Origin of the sequence: Pilibacter termitis (assembly GCF_900167335.1) — a bacterium.
GTDB classification, from domain to species: Bacteria; Bacillota; Bacilli; order Lactobacillales; family Streptococcaceae; genus Pilibacter; species Pilibacter termitis.
The window spans coordinates 1-17,059 of record NZ_FUXI01000044.1; the positions used below are offsets into that span (position 1 = coordinate 1).

12 protein-coding genes are annotated in these 17,059 nt (G+C 38.4%); all 12 read left to right on the forward strand.

Translation table 11 applies throughout. The features are described 5' to 3' along the window. Positions 1 to 121: 121 nt before the first annotated feature. Positions 122 to 1,378, forward strand: coding sequence for a threonine ammonia-lyase IlvA (gene ilvA, locus B5D30_RS12445; protein ID WP_234984677.1), 1,257 nt, complete (start codon positions 122 to 124; stop codon positions 1,376 to 1,378). Positions 1,379 to 1,426: 48 nt separating this feature from the next. Next, complete coding sequence (gene ilvD / locus B5D30_RS12450) at positions 1,427 to 3,112, forward strand: dihydroxy-acid dehydratase (protein WP_078808399.1); 1,686 nt, start codon at positions 1,427 to 1,429, stop codon at positions 3,110 to 3,112. Positions 3,113 to 3,132: 20 nt separating this feature from the next. Continuing rightward, positions 3,133 to 4,851 (forward strand): biosynthetic-type acetolactate synthase large subunit, encoded by a 1,719-nt coding sequence (gene ilvB / locus B5D30_RS12455; protein WP_234984678.1) that lies wholly within the window; start codon positions 3,133 to 3,135, stop codon positions 4,849 to 4,851. 23 nt (positions 4,852 to 4,874) lie between these two features. Continuing rightward, on the forward strand, positions 4,875 to 5,132 hold the full coding sequence (locus B5D30_RS12460) for an ACT domain-containing protein (RefSeq protein ID WP_078808401.1): 258 nt from the start codon (positions 4,875 to 4,877) through the stop codon (positions 5,130 to 5,132). A 149-nt stretch (positions 5,133 to 5,281) separates the two neighbouring features. Then, positions 5,282 to 6,301, forward strand: a complete 1,020-nt coding sequence (ilvC, locus tag B5D30_RS12465) for a ketol-acid reductoisomerase (protein WP_144399610.1) — start codon at positions 5,282 to 5,284, stop codon at positions 6,299 to 6,301. Between the two features lie 288 nt (positions 6,302 to 6,589). After that, entirely contained in the window at positions 6,590 to 6,964 is a 375-nt protein-coding gene (locus B5D30_RS12470) for a RidA family protein (RefSeq protein WP_078808402.1), read from the forward strand. A gap of 297 nt (positions 6,965 to 7,261) precedes the next feature. Next, on the forward strand, positions 7,262 to 9,547 hold the full coding sequence (locus tag B5D30_RS12475) for an ABC transporter substrate-binding protein (RefSeq protein ID WP_159443335.1): 2,286 nt from the start codon (positions 7,262 to 7,264) through the stop codon (positions 9,545 to 9,547). 310 nt (positions 9,548 to 9,857) lie between these two features. Next, positions 9,858 to 11,579 carry a phospho-sugar mutase gene (locus B5D30_RS12480; RefSeq protein WP_078808404.1) on the forward strand — a complete coding sequence of 574 codons (1,722 nt, stop codon included), beginning with the start codon at positions 9,858 to 9,860 and terminating at the stop codon, positions 11,577 to 11,579. A gap of 215 nt (positions 11,580 to 11,794) precedes the next feature. Beyond that, entirely contained in the window at positions 11,795 to 12,556 is a 762-nt protein-coding gene (locus tag B5D30_RS12485; RefSeq protein WP_078808405.1) for a response regulator transcription factor, read from the forward strand. A gap of 48 nt (positions 12,557 to 12,604) precedes the next feature. Next, on the forward strand, positions 12,605 to 14,077 hold the full coding sequence (locus B5D30_RS12490) for a sensor histidine kinase (protein ID WP_078808406.1): 1,473 nt from the start codon (positions 12,605 to 12,607) through the stop codon (positions 14,075 to 14,077). Then, positions 14,071 to 14,958 carry a deoxyribonuclease IV gene (locus B5D30_RS12495; protein WP_078808407.1) on the forward strand — a complete coding sequence of 296 codons (888 nt, stop codon included), beginning with the start codon at positions 14,071 to 14,073 and terminating at the stop codon, positions 14,956 to 14,958. The genes B5D30_RS12490 and B5D30_RS12495 overlap by 7 nt, the downstream gene beginning before the upstream one ends. Positions 14,959 to 15,457: 499 nt before the next feature. Further along, on the forward strand, positions 15,458 to 16,966 hold the full coding sequence (locus tag B5D30_RS12500) for a 2-isopropylmalate synthase (RefSeq protein WP_078808408.1): 1,509 nt from the start codon (positions 15,458 to 15,460) through the stop codon (positions 16,964 to 16,966). The last annotated feature ends 93 nt before the right edge of the window (positions 16,967 to 17,059 follow it).

Consider the following 17,059-nt stretch of genomic DNA (forward strand, 5'->3'; position numbering starts at 1 on the left):
GGCGTTCAGGAGTTTGTCGCAGTGAACCATGCCATTTACCTGCTTGAAACGAAGTTTCAAGTGGCATTGTGAACAGCGCCCCAACTCCTGCCCCTCACAGCTAGAAAAAGGAGGAATTATCTTGAATGAATTTTCTTTTCAAAATGTTGAAAAAGCATATGAAGTATTAAAAGAGGTCGTAAATAAAACACCATTGCAATATGACCAGTATTTATCGGAGAAATATGAGGCACAAATTTATTTAAAAAGGGAGGATTTGCAAAAAGTTCGCTCATTTAAATTGCGAGGTGCGTATTGTGCGATTGAGCAACTTTCTGAGGAACAGCAGAAAAGTGGGATTGTTTGTGCGAGTGCAGGAAATCATGCTCAAGGAGTGGCGTTTACGTGCTTTAATAAACAAATTCCTGCGACAATTTTCATGCCTTCAACGACACCGAAACAAAAAATTCAGCAAGTTGAATTTTTCGGTCGAAATTTTATTGAAATTGTTTTGACGGGGGATACTTTTGATGAAAGTGCTGCTGCCGCTCAAGAATTTGCGAAAAATAATGGCAAATCGTTCATTGATCCATTTAACAATGAATACGTTATTGCAGGTCAAGGAACAATTGCAGTGGAAATTTTTGATGAATTGGCAAAACAGAATATTCAAGCGGATTATCTTTTAGGTGCAGTAGGCGGAGGCGGGTTGATTAGTGGCTTGGCTACTTACACAAAACACATTTCACCTGCAACAAAAGTGCTAGGCATTGAGCCAAAAGGTGCTGCAAGTATGCAGGCGGCAATCAAAGCAGGAGGCCCTGTCAATTTAGAGGAAATTGAAAAATTTGTTGACGGTGCAGCAGTTGCAGAAGTTGGTGAAAAGACATATCAAGTCACAAAAAAATATGTGGATGATGTGATTTCAGTAGACGAAGGGCAAGTTTGTGGCACGATTTTGGAATTATACGCAAAACTTGCGATCGTTGCAGAGCCAGCTGGTGCTTTGAGTGTTTCTGCACTTGAGAGTATCAAAGAAGAAATCAAAGGGAAAACGGTCGTCTGCGTAATTAGTGGCGGAAACAACGATATTTCTCGCATGAATGAAATCGAAGAAAGATATTTGATTTTTGAAGGATTGAAACATTATTTTGTCGTTAACTTTCCGCAAAGACCGGGTGCGTTGAAAACTTTTGTAAATGAAATTTTAGGACCAAATGATGACATCACTAGATTTGAATATGTTAAAAAGGGAAGTCGTGGCAAAGGTCCAGTATTGGTAGGTATTTTGTTAAACGAAAAAGAGAGTTTTTCAACCTTAGTAGCAAAATTAAAAGAGTTTGATGCTAATTATATTGACTTGCAACAAAACGAAACACTCTATACACTTTTGATTTAATCTGCTATTATTAAATACATTACAAGAATGATTGAGGAGAGAAATAGTATGCGTAGCGATATGGTGAAAAAAGGTGTTGACCGAGCACCTCATAGAAGTTTATTCTATGCGACAGGTCAAGTAAAAAATGCAAAGGATATGAATAAGCCGTTTATTGCGATTTGTAACTCTTATACAGACATTGTACCGGGACACGTGCATTTAAGAGAACTTGCCGACGTGGCAAAAGAGGCGATTCGTGAGGCTGGTGGGATTCCATTTGAGTTTAACACAATTGGCGTAGATGACGGAATTGTCATGGGGCATAGCGGAATGCGTTATAGCTTGCCAAGTCGTGAATTGATTGCTGATGCTGCTGAAACGGTGATTAATGCCCATTGGTTTGACGGTGTGTTTTATATGCCAAACTGTGACAAAATCACACCCGGTATGATTCTTTCAGCCGTTCGTACAAATGTTCCTTCTGTTTTTTGTTCAGGAGGTCCAATGAAAGCAGGTGTGGATTTAAAAGGACATCAAATCACGCTTTCAAGTATGTTTGAGGCAGTTGGAGGATTCAAGTCTGGTGCGTTGAGCGAAGAAGAATTTCGTTACATGGAAGAAAATGCTTGCCCAAGCTGTGGCTCATGTGCGGGAATGTTTACCGCAAACTCTATGAACTGTCTCATGGAAATTTTAGGTGTTGCTCTGCCAACGAATGGAACAGTTCTCGCTGTTTCAGAAGAACGCAAAGAATTGGTTCGTCAAGCGGCAAAACATTTAATGGAATTGATTAAAAAAGATGTAAAACCTAGAGATATTATTACTAAAGAGGCAATTGATGACGCTTTTGCACTTGATATGGCAATGGGAGGCTCAACGAATACCGTTCTTCACACAATGGCAATTGCCAACGAGGCTGGGATTGAGTACGATTTAGCTCAAATCAATGAAATTGCGAAACGTGTACCTTATTTGTCAAAAATCGCACCAAGCTCGCAGTATTCAATGCACGACGTGCATGAGGCGGGTGGTGTGCCTGCGATTATCAATCAATTGGTCAAGGCAGGAGCAATTCACCCAGATAGACCAACGGTTACAGGGAAAACAATTCGTGAAAATGTCGAAGGTTGTGAGATTTTAAACGAAGAAATCATTCATCCTTTGAGCAATCCATATTCACCAGTGGGTGGTTTGTCGATTCTTTATGGGAATATCGCAAAAGACGGCTCTGTTATCAAAGTAGGCGGAGTGGATAGCAGTATTAAAGTTTTTAAAGGAAAAGCGATTTGTTTTGATTCGCATGATGATGCGGTGGCAGCAATTGATGACGGTACGGTAAAGGCAGGTCATGTGATTGTCATTCGTTACGAAGGACCAAAAGGTGGTCCGGGTATGCCTGAAATGCTTGAACCAACTTCTAAAATTGTCGGTCGAGGGCTAGGAAAAGAAGTTGCATTGATTACAGACGGTCGATTTTCTGGTGCGACTCGTGGGATTGCTATTGGACATATTTCCCCAGAAGCCGCAAGTGGCGGTGAAATTGGATTAATTCAAGACGGCGACGAAATTGTGATTGATTTAACCAACAGAACGCTAAATGTTTCTCTTAGCCAAGAGGAATTAGAAAAACGTAAGGAAAATCGTCCGAAATTCCAGCCGAAAGTAAAAACAGGTTGGTTGGCTCGTTATACGGCACTTACGACATCCGCAAATACAGGTGGCGTTTTACGTTTGCCGAAAGAATTTGAATAAAGGAGGGGATGATTTTGAGCATTCAACGAAAAATTCATCCGTTAAATGAAAAGAAAAATGGCTCGGAGCTGTTATTGGATACTTTGAAATCGCTCGGAGTGAATACCGTGTTTGGTTATCCGGGAGGAACTGTTTTGCCTTTGTATGATGCACTTTATAGTCATTCTATACAGCATATTTTGACAAGACATGAGCAAGGTGCAGTTCATGCAGCAGAAGGATTTGCCAAGGCAACAGGAAAAGCTGGTGTGGTCATTGCTACGAGTGGACCCGGTGCGGCAAATACGATTACAGGCATTGCTGATGCTCTTAGTGATTCGGTACCAATGCTTGTTATTACAGGTCAGGTCAATCAATTTAGCATTGGCAAAGACGGTTTTCAAGAGGCGGATATTATTGGCATTACGACACCGATTACGAAGCACAATTACCAAATTGGAGACGCCAGAGATATTCCTCGAGTGGTGAAAGAGGCATATTTTCTTGCCTCAACAGGTAGAAAAGGACCTGTTGTCATTGATTTGCCAAAAGATGTGGCAACAGAAGAAGTCGAAGAATTTTTTGAGGTGAAAATTGATACACCAACGTATGAGTCGACAAAAGTAGGAACACCAGAGGAATTTAGCAAGATTTTACAAGCAATTTCACAGGCGAAACGCCCGTTAGTGCTTGCTGGTGGTGGGGTGAATTATGCGGATGCGACAGAGGAGCTGAAATTATTTGTTGAAAAATATCAACTTCCTGTTGTTACGACATTGCTTGGTTTAGGAGCAATTTCACATGAACACCCGCTCTTTTTAGGAATGGCAGGAATGCACGGGAGTTATGCAGCAAATATGGCGATTACTGAATGTGATTTTCTACTCAATATCGGCTCAAGATTTGATGACCGTGTAGCAAGTAATCCGAGAGAATTTGCGAAAAACGCAGTTGTGGCTCACGTTGACATTGACGAAGTGGAAATTGGGAAAATTATTGAGACGGATATTCCAATTGTCAGTGATGCGAAAAAGGCATTGATTAGCTTGTTGGCACTTGAGCAAGTGGAATTTGAGCATGGTGAGTGGCTAGAGATTACAGCTACAAATAAAGCGATCGTTCCATTTGAGTATGACAGGGAACAAACGAGAGAAATCAAGCCTCAGCGAGTGGTTGAATTGGTGGAACACTTAACGGATGACGATACGATTATCGTAACAGATGTAGGTCAACATCAAATGTGGGTGGCACAATTTTATCCTTTTACAAGGCGACAACAGCTTATCACAAGTGGTGGTTTAGGTACCATGGGATTTGGTATTCCAGCGGCAATTGGAGCGAAGATTGCACATCCTGATAAAAAAGTGATTCTTTTTGTCGGAGACGGTGGTTTTCAGATGACCAATCAGGAGCTTGCGATTTTGAATTATTACAAAGTGCCGATTACTGTTATTTTATTGAACAATCGTTCACTTGGAATGGTGAGACAATGGCAAGAATGTTTCTATGGCAATCGCAAGAGCGAGTCTACTTTTTCAAAAGAGGAACAGCCTGATTTTCAAAAATTGGCAGAGGCATATCGTTTGAACACTTATTTGATAAAGAAAAACGAGTGTTTGGAAAGTGAATTGAAAGTTGCGTTAGCTAAAGAGGTGCCGACCTTTATCGAGGTAATTACAAGCTCGACAGAACACGTGTTGCCAATGGTACCAGCAGGAAAGGCAAATCATGAAATGCTTGGAATAAAAGGAAAAGAATAGACATTTACGAAAGAGGTGCGAAGATGAAGAAATTGTTTAGTGCAAAAGTTCGGAATGAAACGGGTGTTTTGAATCGCTTTACCTGTATCATTAGCCGAAATCAAGTAAATATCGAAACGCTCTATGTAGAAAAAATCGCTCAAACAGGTCTTTCACAAATTACTTTTTCTTTTGAAGTAGACGATGAATATGAGGCAGAGCATATTATGAAACAGCTCAATCGTATGATTTATGTACTAGAGGTTGACGATAGAACGAGAGAAATTTCGTTAAAAGTTTAAAATTTTGATAGATAAATTCAGCTTGACTGATTTTACTATAAAGGGAACTCTAAAAAACGATTCAATTTTGAATTTTTAGAGGGAACTACAAGTTTCAATGTAGCACTGGCAGATGCCAATCAATTTAAAAATATAAAGGAGAATACAAAATGGTTAAAATGTTTTATGAAGCAGATGTAGAAAAAGCAGCGTTAGAGGGGAAAAAAATTGCAGTAATCGGCTACGGTTCGCAAGGTCATGCTCATGCACAAAATTTGCGTGACACAAAGCATGATGTCATCATCGGGATTCGCCCCGGAAAATCTTTTGACAAAGCAAAAGAAGATGGTTTTGAAGTGTATCCAGTAGCAGAAGCAGTTGCAAAGGCTGATATTATCATGGTTTTAACACCTGATGAAATTCAAGAAAAACTTTATCATGAAGACATTGAAGCTGGATTGACAAAAGGAAAAGCTCTTGGTTTCGCTCACGGGTTTAATATTAATTTCGGCTTTATTACACCACCTAAAGATGTGGATGTGTTCATGCTTGCTCCAAAAGGACCGGGTCACCTAGTACGTCGTACGTTCCAAGAAGGACAAGGGGTTCCTGCACTTTTCGCAATTTATCAAGATGCGACAGGAAATGCTCGTGACATTGCGATGGATTGGGGGAAAGGTGTCGGTTCAGCACGCATGGGTATGCTTGAGACAAGTTTCAAAGAAGAAACTGAAGAAGATTTGTTTGGTGAACAAGCAGTTCTTTGTGGCGGTGTAACAGCTCTTATGAATGCTGGTTTTGAAGTGCTTGTAGAAGGCGGATATGCTCCAGAACTTGCTTATTTTGAAGTACTACATGAAATGAAATTGATTGTAGACTTACTTTACGAGGGTGGTTTCAAAAAAATGCGTCAATCTGTTTCTAACACAGCTGAATTTGGAGATTACGTTGCAGGCCCACGTGTCATTACGGAAGAAGTGAAAGAAAACATGAAAGCAGTGCTTGCTGACGTGCAATCTGGTAAATTTGCCAATGATTTCGTAAATGATTACAAAGCAGGTAGCCCGAAAATGAAAGCATATCGTGAAGCAGCAGCAAATCTTGGTATCGAGAAAGTCGGTGAAGAATTGCGTAAAGCAATGCCATTTACAAAAGCAGACGACGATGATATGTTCAAAATTTATAACTAGAAAAAAATTATGGTAAAAAAGTGGTTGTTTATACTGTTACTTTGGATAGTAGCCGTTTTTCTGATACATTATTATCTAGATAGTTATCTCAAACAACATCTCACAACTTTAAAAATAGTAAGTTTCATTCGAACAAGTAGTGGAATATATATTTTTTACCGATTGCTCTTAAAAGAAAAATTGAAAAATATTTTCGATTAAATCACAGTCAGTTAATAATATTTGCAGATTTCTTTTCAAATCAAAGAGAAATCTGCAAATGTTTTTCTCTAAATGAAGGAGGTAAAGATGAAAAAAATCTACAATCATGAGAAAATAAACGCATTAGGTCCGTATTCTCATGCAAATATTGCTGGAAATATGGTTTATTTGTCTGGGCAATTAGGAATCAATATAGAAACAGGAGAGTTAGCAGAAAGTATTCAAGAACAGACGAAATATGCGTTGGAAAATATTTCGCTTATTTTAAAAGGGCTAGACTTAACATTGGAAAATGTCGTCAAAACAACTGTATTGCTAGACAATATTGGCGATTTTTCGGATATGAACGAAGTTTATGCGAGCTTTTTCCCAAGCAATCCACCTGCTCGTTCATGCTTTGAAGTATCGAAATTGCCCGCACAAGCCAAAGTCGAGATTGAGGCGATTGCATTTATCGGCTGAACTATTGGAACGCTCTATTTTCTTGAGCGAGAGAGGACTTTTTGAAGAAAGGAAAGTTCTCTCTTTGCGTTGAGGAATGTACTGGAAGTTGATGTTTGTTTATGGGGAAATATGGTGATGTTGGGTTTAGTTATATGGGAACTTTAAAAACTCTGGTTAAGCCAAAATTAGTTAGCTTTGGTTTAACCAGAGTTTTTAGATATGGACAGAAAAATCAACGAATCTCTTGTATTTTACAAGTCATTATGATATTTTGTTGGAAAGGGGTTTCTTAGTTTGAAAATGGAGAAATGTGAGTTGGTTGCAAGATATAATGATAATGTAGGGGCATTGTCAAAAAAAAGAAAGGGAACAATTATGAAGAAAATGCAAGTATTTTTTCTTTGCTTACTGGCGATTTTTACGTTGACAGCTTGTGGGCAGGAGAAGGGAAAAACGGAGAAAAAGGCGAGTGAACCAGAAAGAACGAAGGTGGCGTATCAAGAAAGTGTAGTTACTTTGCCAGAGGGTGTAACTTCTATCGAGGATGTCGTGCAAAGTGAGGACAACACGCTTTTCTTGATTGGAGGGAATAGTGATGCCACTCAATTATCTTACTGGAAATCAAAGGATAACGGAAATAGCTGGGAAAAATTGGCGGATTATACCAATCGGTTGTCAGAAAAAGGAATGGATAGCACTGTTCGTCTAGCAAATGATGGAACAGGTTTTGTTCAGATGTGGGAGAAAGAAAAAGCTGAGAAAGATCCAGAAAATACAACGGTAGAACGTTATTTTCTTGAAAAAGATTTTTCGTTGAAACCTGTTAGTGAAAGTGTTAATGAGACGCTTAAAAAAGAAAAAGCGTATACAATTGATAAGTTAAATGATGAAAAACTCTTGCTTACAAGTTGGGAAAGAGGAACATTTTTTGTTGATATTAAAACAGGAAAAGAGACAGAAATTTACAGTCAAAAAGATATGATTTTAGGGAAAGAAGTGGCAAAGGATACTCTTTATGTAGTAATGAGTGGAAAGGGTGAGCAAGTTTCTATTTCTACTGGCAAAAAAGAAAAAGCGAGTGCTCCGTTTTCCAAAATGGTAAAATTGTCTGAAGGAAAAATGGGTGAACCTGCTGCTTTTGGGATTTTGAAAAATAGTAAGGATACGTTTTTTTGTGCGAATGACAAACATTTTTACCGAGTAACTGGGGAAAAACAGGAAATTTTGTTTGATAAAAGTAAAACAATGCTCGGAGATGTCTCTATCTCTATTTCAAAGATTTTGCCGTATGGAAAGGATGCTTTTCTGGTCGTAACTGACGATGGAAAAGGTGGGAAATTGATCAGATATGAGGCGAAAGGCGAGCGAAAACAAGCGAGCAAAAAGCTAAAAGTCTATACTTTGAAAGATGACGGTTTTAAAAATCGTGCGGTGAAACAAGTGATTAACCTGTATCAGCGTAAGCATGAAGATGTAGATGTGGAGTTAGAAATTGGCTCTGAGAATAATGAAATTCCGACAGATGAGGCGTTGAAGAAATTGAATGCAAGACTTGCCTCTGGAGATGCTCCTGATATTCTGGTATTGGACGGATTGAATGTTGAAAAATACCAAAATCAAAAGATATTTTCCGATATTACAGAAGTGATTGAGAAAAATAAAACGGGGGATAATTTCCAAAACGTTTTAACTACTTATGAAAAAGACGGAAAATACTATGGCTTGCCGTTAGTTTTTGGGGCATTTTGTATGTATGCACCGAATGGAGTAGAGCAAGAAACGAAAACATTGGATGATATGACCAATTCACTTGTCAAATTGTCAAAATCAAGTAAAACACCTGTGTTTGGAAGTTGGGATTATAATAATTTGAACACTATTTTTTATCGTAGCTATATGGCACCAAAAGGAAAAAATCTTTCTGAAAAAGATGTTGAAAATTTCTATGAAAATATGAAAAAACTTTACGGTTTAGTGAATATGAAAGAAGTGGAAAAGACGAAAAAAGTGAATGAATCGGATATTTCTCTTCTCCTAGGTGGAGGAGTATCTTTTGTAACAACAGGAGAAACGCAAACTTCCTTTGACTATTTGAGTGTTATAGATGATATCAAGTCTTACGAATTGGCTGACAAAGTGAAAAATTATCCGACAACGTTTTTACGTGACAAAGAAAAGATGTTTTTCATTCCTAGAAATAGTTTGAGCATTGTAAAATCAAGTAAAAATCAAGATGAGGCAATGGAATTTTTAAACTTGGCAATTGCAAATGAAACGCAAGATTCACTCGAGGCGATCTCTGGTTTGCCAATGAATAAGAAAACATTTGCCAATCAAATTAAAGCAACTTTGACGGAAAATATCGAGGAAGTTCGCACGGAAACAGGCGGAAAGGTAAAAGTTCCGTTTGGCGAGCTCACAGAAGAAACTGTAAACAAATGGATAGAAAAACTTGAGCAACTCAACACTCCAAACAATGTTGATGAGATTCTGTTTCAAATTATTATTAAAAATATGGACGATATTTTAACAGGTGAAACTTCAGTCAAAGACGGCACGAAACAAACGATGAATCGTGTGAAGTTGTATTTATCGGAGTAAAAAGATTAGCTAAAGCCTCACGGATTTATAAAAACGTGGGGTTTTCAGTTGTAGAAGTGACAACACTAGAAAAAACGTTTTGCCAAGACGTTATGTTTCTATCGAATGGAGTTTTATCCATACGTTCTTTATAACATATCATTTTGTTCAATAGATTCATAAAAAAATTTCACTTTTTCTTTGCTAAAACAACACATGAAGAAATAAAAATGATAAAATAGATAAAAAGAAAAAAAGATTTATTGATACGTTTGTCTAAATTTTTTTTGGCAAACGTATCAATGAATACTAAAGATAAAGAGGTGTGCTTATGAGTTGGAAAGTGGTTTATCAACAATGGCTAAATGAAGAAGCATTAGAGCCAAAATTAAAAGAAGAATTGCTCGCTTTGGACGGGCAAGAGGACAAGTTAGAAGATGCGTTTTACGCACCATTAGAATTTGGTACAGCAGGTATGCGTGGCTTGCTTGGAGCTGGAATTAACCGCATGAATGTCTATACTGTTCGTCAAGCAACAGAAGGTCTTGCCAGATTAATGGAAACAAAAGGAGAAGAGGCACGTCGTGGCGTGGCAATTGCGTATGATTCACGTCACATGTCACCGGAATTTGCCATGGAGGCAGCACGTGTATTGGCTCAGCATAATATTCCTTCATTTGTATTTGAGAGCCTACGTCCAACGCCAGAATTGTCTTTTGCAGTGCGTGAGCAAAATGCACTTACAGGAATTATGATTACGGCAAGCCACAATCCAGCACCATATAATGGCTACAAAGTTTATGGTGAGGACGGCGGACAGATGCCACCGCATGATGCTGATGCATTAACAGAATTTGTACGTGCGATTGAAAATCCATTGAAAATTGAAGTGGCGGATGAAGAAACAGCGAAATCAGCTGGACTTATTCAAATTGTTGGCGAAGAAATTGATAATAAATACCTTGCACTTATTAAAGATGTTACGATTAACCAAAAATTGATTGATGAAGTAGGACGTGATTTGAAACTTGTTTACACACCACTTCATGGAACTGGAGAAATGCTTGGACGTAAAGCTCTAGCACAGGCTGGTTTTACTTCAATTGCTGTCGTAGAAGAACAAACGTCGCCAGACGGCGATTTTCCAACGGTGAAATCACCAAACCCAGAAGAACATTCAGCGTTTGAACTTGCAATCAAACTTGGTGAAAAAGAAGGAGCAGATGTGCTTGTCGCAACAGACCCAGATGCAGACCGTTTGGGTGTAGCTGTTCGCTTGCCAAACGGAGAGTATCAAGTGCTCTCAGGTAACCAAATTGGGGCGATTCTTGTGAAATACATCTTAGAGGCACACAAACAAGCAGGTACGTTGCCAGCAAATGCAGCTGTCTTGAAATCTATTGTATCAAGTGAATTGCCAACAAAAATTGCAGAAAGCTACAATGTCGAAATGATGAATGTGCTAACAGGATTCAAATTTATCGCTGAGAAAATTCAGCAATTTGAAGATACTGGCTCAAATACGTATATGTTTGGTTTTGAAGAAAGCTATGGATATCTTATCAAACCATTTGTACGTGACAAAGATGCCATTCAAGCCTTACTTTTAACTGCAGAAGTAGCAGCGTACTATAAATCTCTTGGCAAAACACTTTATGACGGTGTTCAAGACATTTATAAAGAATACGGCTATTTTGCTGAAAAAACAATTTCAGTTACCCTTTCTGGAATTGACGGCAGTGAAAAAATTAAAGCACTTATGTCAAAATTCCGCACACAAGCACCAAGTGAGTTTGGTGGTATAAAAGTAGCGGTATCAGAGGACTTCAAAGCCTTAACACGCACAGGTGCAGACGGTAGTGTAGAAAAATTAACGACACCAGCAAGTGATGTTTTGAAATACACTCTTGAGGATAATTCATGGATTGCTGTTCGCCCAAGTGGAACAGAGCCGAAAATCAAGTTTTACCTTGCAACTAATGCCCAAACACAAGAAAAAGCAGATGAAAATCTCGCAGCATTCGAGGCAAAAGTGAAAGAAATTACAGCATAAAAATCGGAGCATCGCATGAAAATTTTGTAAAGGAATTTCGTGCGATGCTCATTCTCTTTTCAAGCAATTTTCAATAATGAAGATGTTATTTATTTGCAGTTTCATAAAAGGGATAGTTTATAATATTCAATACAAGAAAAAAACAGGTTTCGTAGCGTAGAAGCCTACTTTTGTGGTAAAATTTGAGTGTAGAAAATATGAGGGGTGCTAGACAAATGAAATTATTAATTGTTGAGGACAATAATTCTGTCAGAGAGATGATGAAAATGTTCTTTAAAAATGAGGGTTGGGATGTTACGTTTGCTCAAGACGGTCAAGAGGGATTAAATACTTTTTTGAAAGAGCCAAATGCGTGGGATATTGTCACACTGGATTTGAATTTGCCATTAATGGACGGCATAGAAGTCGGGCGAAGAATACGTGAAGTATCCAAAACAGTACCAATTATCATGCTAACAGCACGTGACTCCGATAGTGATCAAGTGTTAGGGTTTGAAGTCGGGGCAGATGACTATGTGACCAAACCTTTTTCGCCGATTACGCTGATTGCTCGCATAAAAGCACTACACCGCCGACGTGAGGTGTTGGATGAGAATTTTGCTCACCAAACATCTCAAGAAGTCGCTCAAGATGACTATGACCATGCCCCAATCATCCAGACCAAAACGCTAAAAATTAACCCGAATACACGTGAAGTTTATGTAAATGGCAAGGAAACTGAAAAATTGACACCAAAGGAATTTGAATTGTTAAGTTTTTTTGCAACAAAACCAAAGAAAATTTTCTCTCGTGAGCAACTTTTAGAATTAGTCTGGGATTATTCATTTTATGGCGATGAGCGTACCGTTGATACGCACGTGAAAAAATTACGTCAAAAATTAGGAAAAGTAGGAAGTAAAATCATTCAAACGGCTTGGGGGGTAGGCTATATGTTTGATGATACGGATGTTAAACTTGATGAAAATGAAACAAAATGAGTGTGAGAATGCGTACTTGTTGACTTGTAGTGCGACGGAGAGAAAAAGGTGAAATTACTTTATCAGTTTATGACAATGTCTTTTCTTTTAACGGTTTTGACTTTATCAGTAGTAGGCATTAGTTTTCAGCAGTTTACGAAAGAAACGCTAAAAGAAAATAATTATGCGGATCTTTACAGATATGCTCAAAGTGTTCAGAAAAATTCTCAAGAGCATGATGAAATTTACGGTGAAGTGCGAGAAAGCACGATTGTTCGATTTTTACAGACGACAAAGACAATATTGAAAAATCAAGAAGTTAATCTTTATTTCGTTATGCGTGACAATCATGTTATTTTTCCTTCTGGCATAGAGGAAGAACAAGCGAGAAAAGTAATCACTAAAAGAGATTGGCAAGAGTTGGAAAAGGGAGATAGTATATCTAAAACTTTGCCAACAGATTTTTTCTTGAAAAAAGATGAGCGTGCCTATGTAATGGTGCCGTATTACAAAAAGACGAATGAGACAATGAAATTATATGGTGCATTGGTTGTAACGCAACCTACGCACTATATCAAGGAACGCTTGGAACCGCAAATTATCAATTTAATCAAGGGGTTCTTTATTTCAATTGTTTTCGCCTTTTTGTTCGGGCTTACATTTTCACAAGTGCATATTCAGCGTATTCAAAGACTTCGTAAGGTGACAAATGAAATTGCAAAAGGGAATTTTTGTATTAATATTTCACCTCAAGGAAACGATGAGTTAACCGAGTTAGCAGAGGATTTCAATAAAATGGCTCTGTCTCTTTCAGACTCGGAACAGGAAATTTTGCGTCAAGAAGAGAGGAGAAAGCAATTTATGGCAGATGCCTCGCATGAAATGCGTACCCCTCTAACAACCATTCACGGTTTACTTGAAGGTTTTGAATATGGCATGATTCCAGAGGACGAGAAGAAAAATGCGATTATCTTGATGAAAAATGAAACCAATCGTTTAATTCGTTTAGTGCAGGACAATTTAGATTATGAAAAAATTCGCACGGGACAAATTACGCTCAAACGAACGACGTTTAATGCGTGCGAAGTGGTGCAAAATATTTTGGTACAAATGGAGTCAGCAGCTCTTGAAGCAAACAATGAGTTGATTTTTACCACAAGTGTACCAATGATGATGTTTGCAGATAAAGACCGTTTTACGCAAATTGTCGTCAATCTCGTCAACAATGCCATTCAATTTACGAAAAACGGAACGATTACCTTATCGTTTTCAGAAAATGAATTGGAAACTATTTTGACCGTTCAAGATACAGGAATTGGTATGGACGAAGAAAGTATGAAAAACATCTGGGAACGTTATTTTAAAGCGGATCCGTCAAGAAAAAATACCACAGGCGAAAGTGGCTTAGGGCTTTCCATTGTCAAGCAATTAATGGATTTAAACAAAGGGAAAATCGAAGTCGAAAGCGAACTTGGTGTTGGTACAACGTTTATTTTAAAATTTATCAAGAGAACAAGTGAGGGAGAGGAATCCTTATGTTAATAGGTAGCCATGTGAGCATGAGTGGGAAAAAAATGCTCTTAGGTGCGGTTGAAGAGGCTGCAAGCTATAAAAGTTCCACGTTTATGATTTATACTGGAGCACCGCAAAATACACGTAGAAAAGCAATTGCTGAAATGAACATTGAGGCGGGTAATGCGTTGATGAAAGAAGTGGGCATTTCAACAATCGTTGTCCATGCTCCGTATATTATCAATCTAGGAAATACGATTAAGCCAGAAAATTTCGGGTTTGCGACTCAATTTTTGCGTGAAGAGATTGAGCGAGCAGAGGCTCTTGGAGCAAGACAAATTACACTTCACCCGGGTGCTCACGTTGGTGCAGGAGTAAAAGCGGGATTAGAGCAAATTATCAAAGGGTTAAACGAAGTGTTGACGAAAGATCAGCAAGCACAAATCGCTCTTGAGACAATGGCGGGAAAAGGCACAGAGCTAGGTAGAAGTTTTGAGGAGCTTGCGACGATTATTGACGGAGTGAGCCTAAATGAAAAATTGTCCGTTACTCTCGACACTTGCCACACAAATGATGCAGGATACAATATACGTGAGGATTTTGACGGCGTGCTAAATGAATTTGACAAAATCATCGGAGTAGAACGCTTGAAAGTCTTGCATATCAATGATTCTAAAAATGTGCAAGGCTCAGCCAAAGACCGTCACGCAAACATTGGCTTTGGGACAATCGGCTTTGATGCACTTTGCAAAATTGTTCATCATCCTCAACTGAAAGATTTGCCAAAAATTTTGGAAACACCTTGGATTAAAAGAAGTGAGGACAAAAAAGACACTTACGCACCTTACAAAAAAGAAATCGAAATGCTTATTACTAAAAAATTTGAAGATGATGTATTTCCGGAGTTGTGAGGGGATATTTGTGGAACTTAGTATGAGAAATGGTTAAAAATGGATAAGAATTTACTCTAGGAAGCAGGTTGTTTCAAACTTGCTTTCTTTATTTTTTCTATCCTTGAGTATCATGTGTTTATTCTTTCTTGCGTTTTCGTTTGTTGGAAAGAACATCTCCAAAGGAAATTTTCTATGCTAAATTCTAATAAAATAAAAATTTTTAGAATATTACTTGCCAGATTTTAAAAATAAGGTATAATAGATATAACAATAAACAGAGCATTCTAGGAGGTATATCATGAACGCAGTAGTTAATAATAACGGTTTATTATTGACGGAGGACTCGTAAGTAGAATTTTTTAAAATTCTATCTTTCGGGTCCTGTTCGGCGTTTGCTTGATAGGATGCAAAAAAAACATCCTATTCAGACGACTAGGGTGTTTTCTTTTTATACTTTTTATGATTTTACCAAGGAATACAAAAACAAAAAAACGAATGAACGAAGGAGAAAACTAAAATGACAAAAATTCAATTTTTCGACACCACACTAAGAGACGGAGAACAAACACCGGGGGTGAGCTTTTCAACAGAAGAAAAGGTTGCGATCGCACTTCAGTTGGAAAAATGGGGGGTAGATGTAATTGAGGCAGGTTTTCCAGCGTCCTCACGTGAGAGCTTTCGAGCGGTAGAGGAAATTGCGAAAGTGGCGACTAAAATGTCGGTGACAGGACTTGCGAGACTTGTAAAACATGACATAGACCAAGCGTTTGAGGCATTAAAAGAGGCGAAATTTCCGCAAATTCATGTGTTTATTGCTACAAGTCCGATTCATATGGAATATAAGTTAAAAATGACACCTGATGAAGTGATTGCCTCAATCAAGGAACACGTGAGCTATGCAAGAGAAAAATTTGAAATTGTTCAATTTTCTCCAGAAGATGCGACAAGGTCAGAGAAGGATTTTCTCCTTAAAGCTGTACAAACAGCGGTGGATGCAGGAGCGAGCGTGATTAATATACCAGACACCGTAGGATATTCCAATCCGCAGGAGTATGGAGAATTGTTCCGTTATTTGATTGAAAATGTTCAAACCGACCGAGAAATCATTTATTCTTCGCATTGTCATGACGATTTGGGTATGGCGGTTTCAAATGCTCTTTCGGCAATCAAAAATGGTTCACGTCGAGTGGAAGGAACGATTAATGGTTTGGGTGAGCGTGCGGGGAATACAGCTCTTGAAGAAGTGGCAGTTGCATTGAAAATTCGCCAAGATTATTACGGGCAAGAAACACAGATTAATTTAAAAGAAACAAAAAACACAAGTGATTTGATTTCACGCTTTTCTGGAATTTCCGTTCCTAAAAATAAAGCGGTGGTCGGAGGCAATGCGTTTGCACATGAGTCCGGTATTCACCAAGACGGTTTCTTGAAAAATCCGAATACCTATGAAATCATTACACCAGAAATGGTAGGAGTTGCTCAATCAAGTTTACCACTTGGGAAACTATCAGGTCGCCATGCATTCAAGGAAAAACTCAAAGAGCTAGGTTATACGTTGTCAGAAGAAGAAGTAAAAGAGGCATTTATTCGTTTTAAAGATTTGGCGGATAAGAAAAATAATATCTCAGATACAGATTTGCGAGCATTGCTCACAGGGCAAACAATTGAAAAAGCAAAAGGTGTTGAACTAGAAGAATTGAATTTCAGCTATCATGCAGGAGGCACTCAAGAAGTAGACATTGCCGTTCGTTTTGAAACGGGTGAAGTGAAGTCTGCTAAGGCAAATGGAAAAGGTTCTGTCGAGGCAGTTTTTGCAGCAATTGATCAAATTTTTGACCATGAAATTATCGTCAATTCTTATGAATTAGACGCCATTACAGCAGGAGTAGATGCTCAAGCTCAAGTGTATGTATCTATTACAGACAGATTGACAAACAACACATACAACGCAGTAGGAATCGACTACGACATCCTAAAAGCCTCCGCCCTAGCCTACATCTACGCAAACAACTTTGTAAGACAATAAGAAAAGCGAAGAGGGGCGTTCAGGGTTTTGTCGCAGTGAGCCATGCCATTTACCTGCTTGAAACGAAGTTTCAAGTGGCATTGCGAACAGCGA

What these genes read in the sequence shown, in the direction of transcription:
- ilvD (WP_078808399.1), top strand. Translation starts at nt 1,427, where the DNA reads ATGCGTAGCGATATGGTGAAAAAAGGTGTTGACCGAGCACCTCATAGA.
- B5D30_RS12460 (WP_078808401.1), top strand. Translation starts at nt 4,875, where the DNA reads ATGAAGAAATTGTTTAGTGCAAAAGTTCGGAATGAAACGGGTGTTTTG.
- ilvC (WP_144399610.1), top strand. Translation starts at nt 5,282, where the DNA reads ATGGTTAAAATGTTTTATGAAGCAGATGTAGAAAAAGCAGCGTTAGAG.
- B5D30_RS12470 (WP_078808402.1), top strand. Translation starts at nt 6,590, where the DNA reads ATGAAAAAAATCTACAATCATGAGAAAATAAACGCATTAGGTCCGTAT.
- B5D30_RS12480 (WP_078808404.1), top strand. Translation starts at nt 9,858, where the DNA reads ATGAGTTGGAAAGTGGTTTATCAACAATGGCTAAATGAAGAAGCATTA.
- B5D30_RS12485 (WP_078808405.1), top strand. Translation starts at nt 11,795, where the DNA reads ATGAAATTATTAATTGTTGAGGACAATAATTCTGTCAGAGAGATGATG.
- B5D30_RS12495 (WP_078808407.1), top strand. Translation starts at nt 14,071, where the DNA reads ATGTTAATAGGTAGCCATGTGAGCATGAGTGGGAAAAAAATGCTCTTA.
- B5D30_RS12500 (WP_078808408.1), top strand. Translation starts at nt 15,458, where the DNA reads ATGACAAAAATTCAATTTTTCGACACCACACTAAGAGACGGAGAACAA.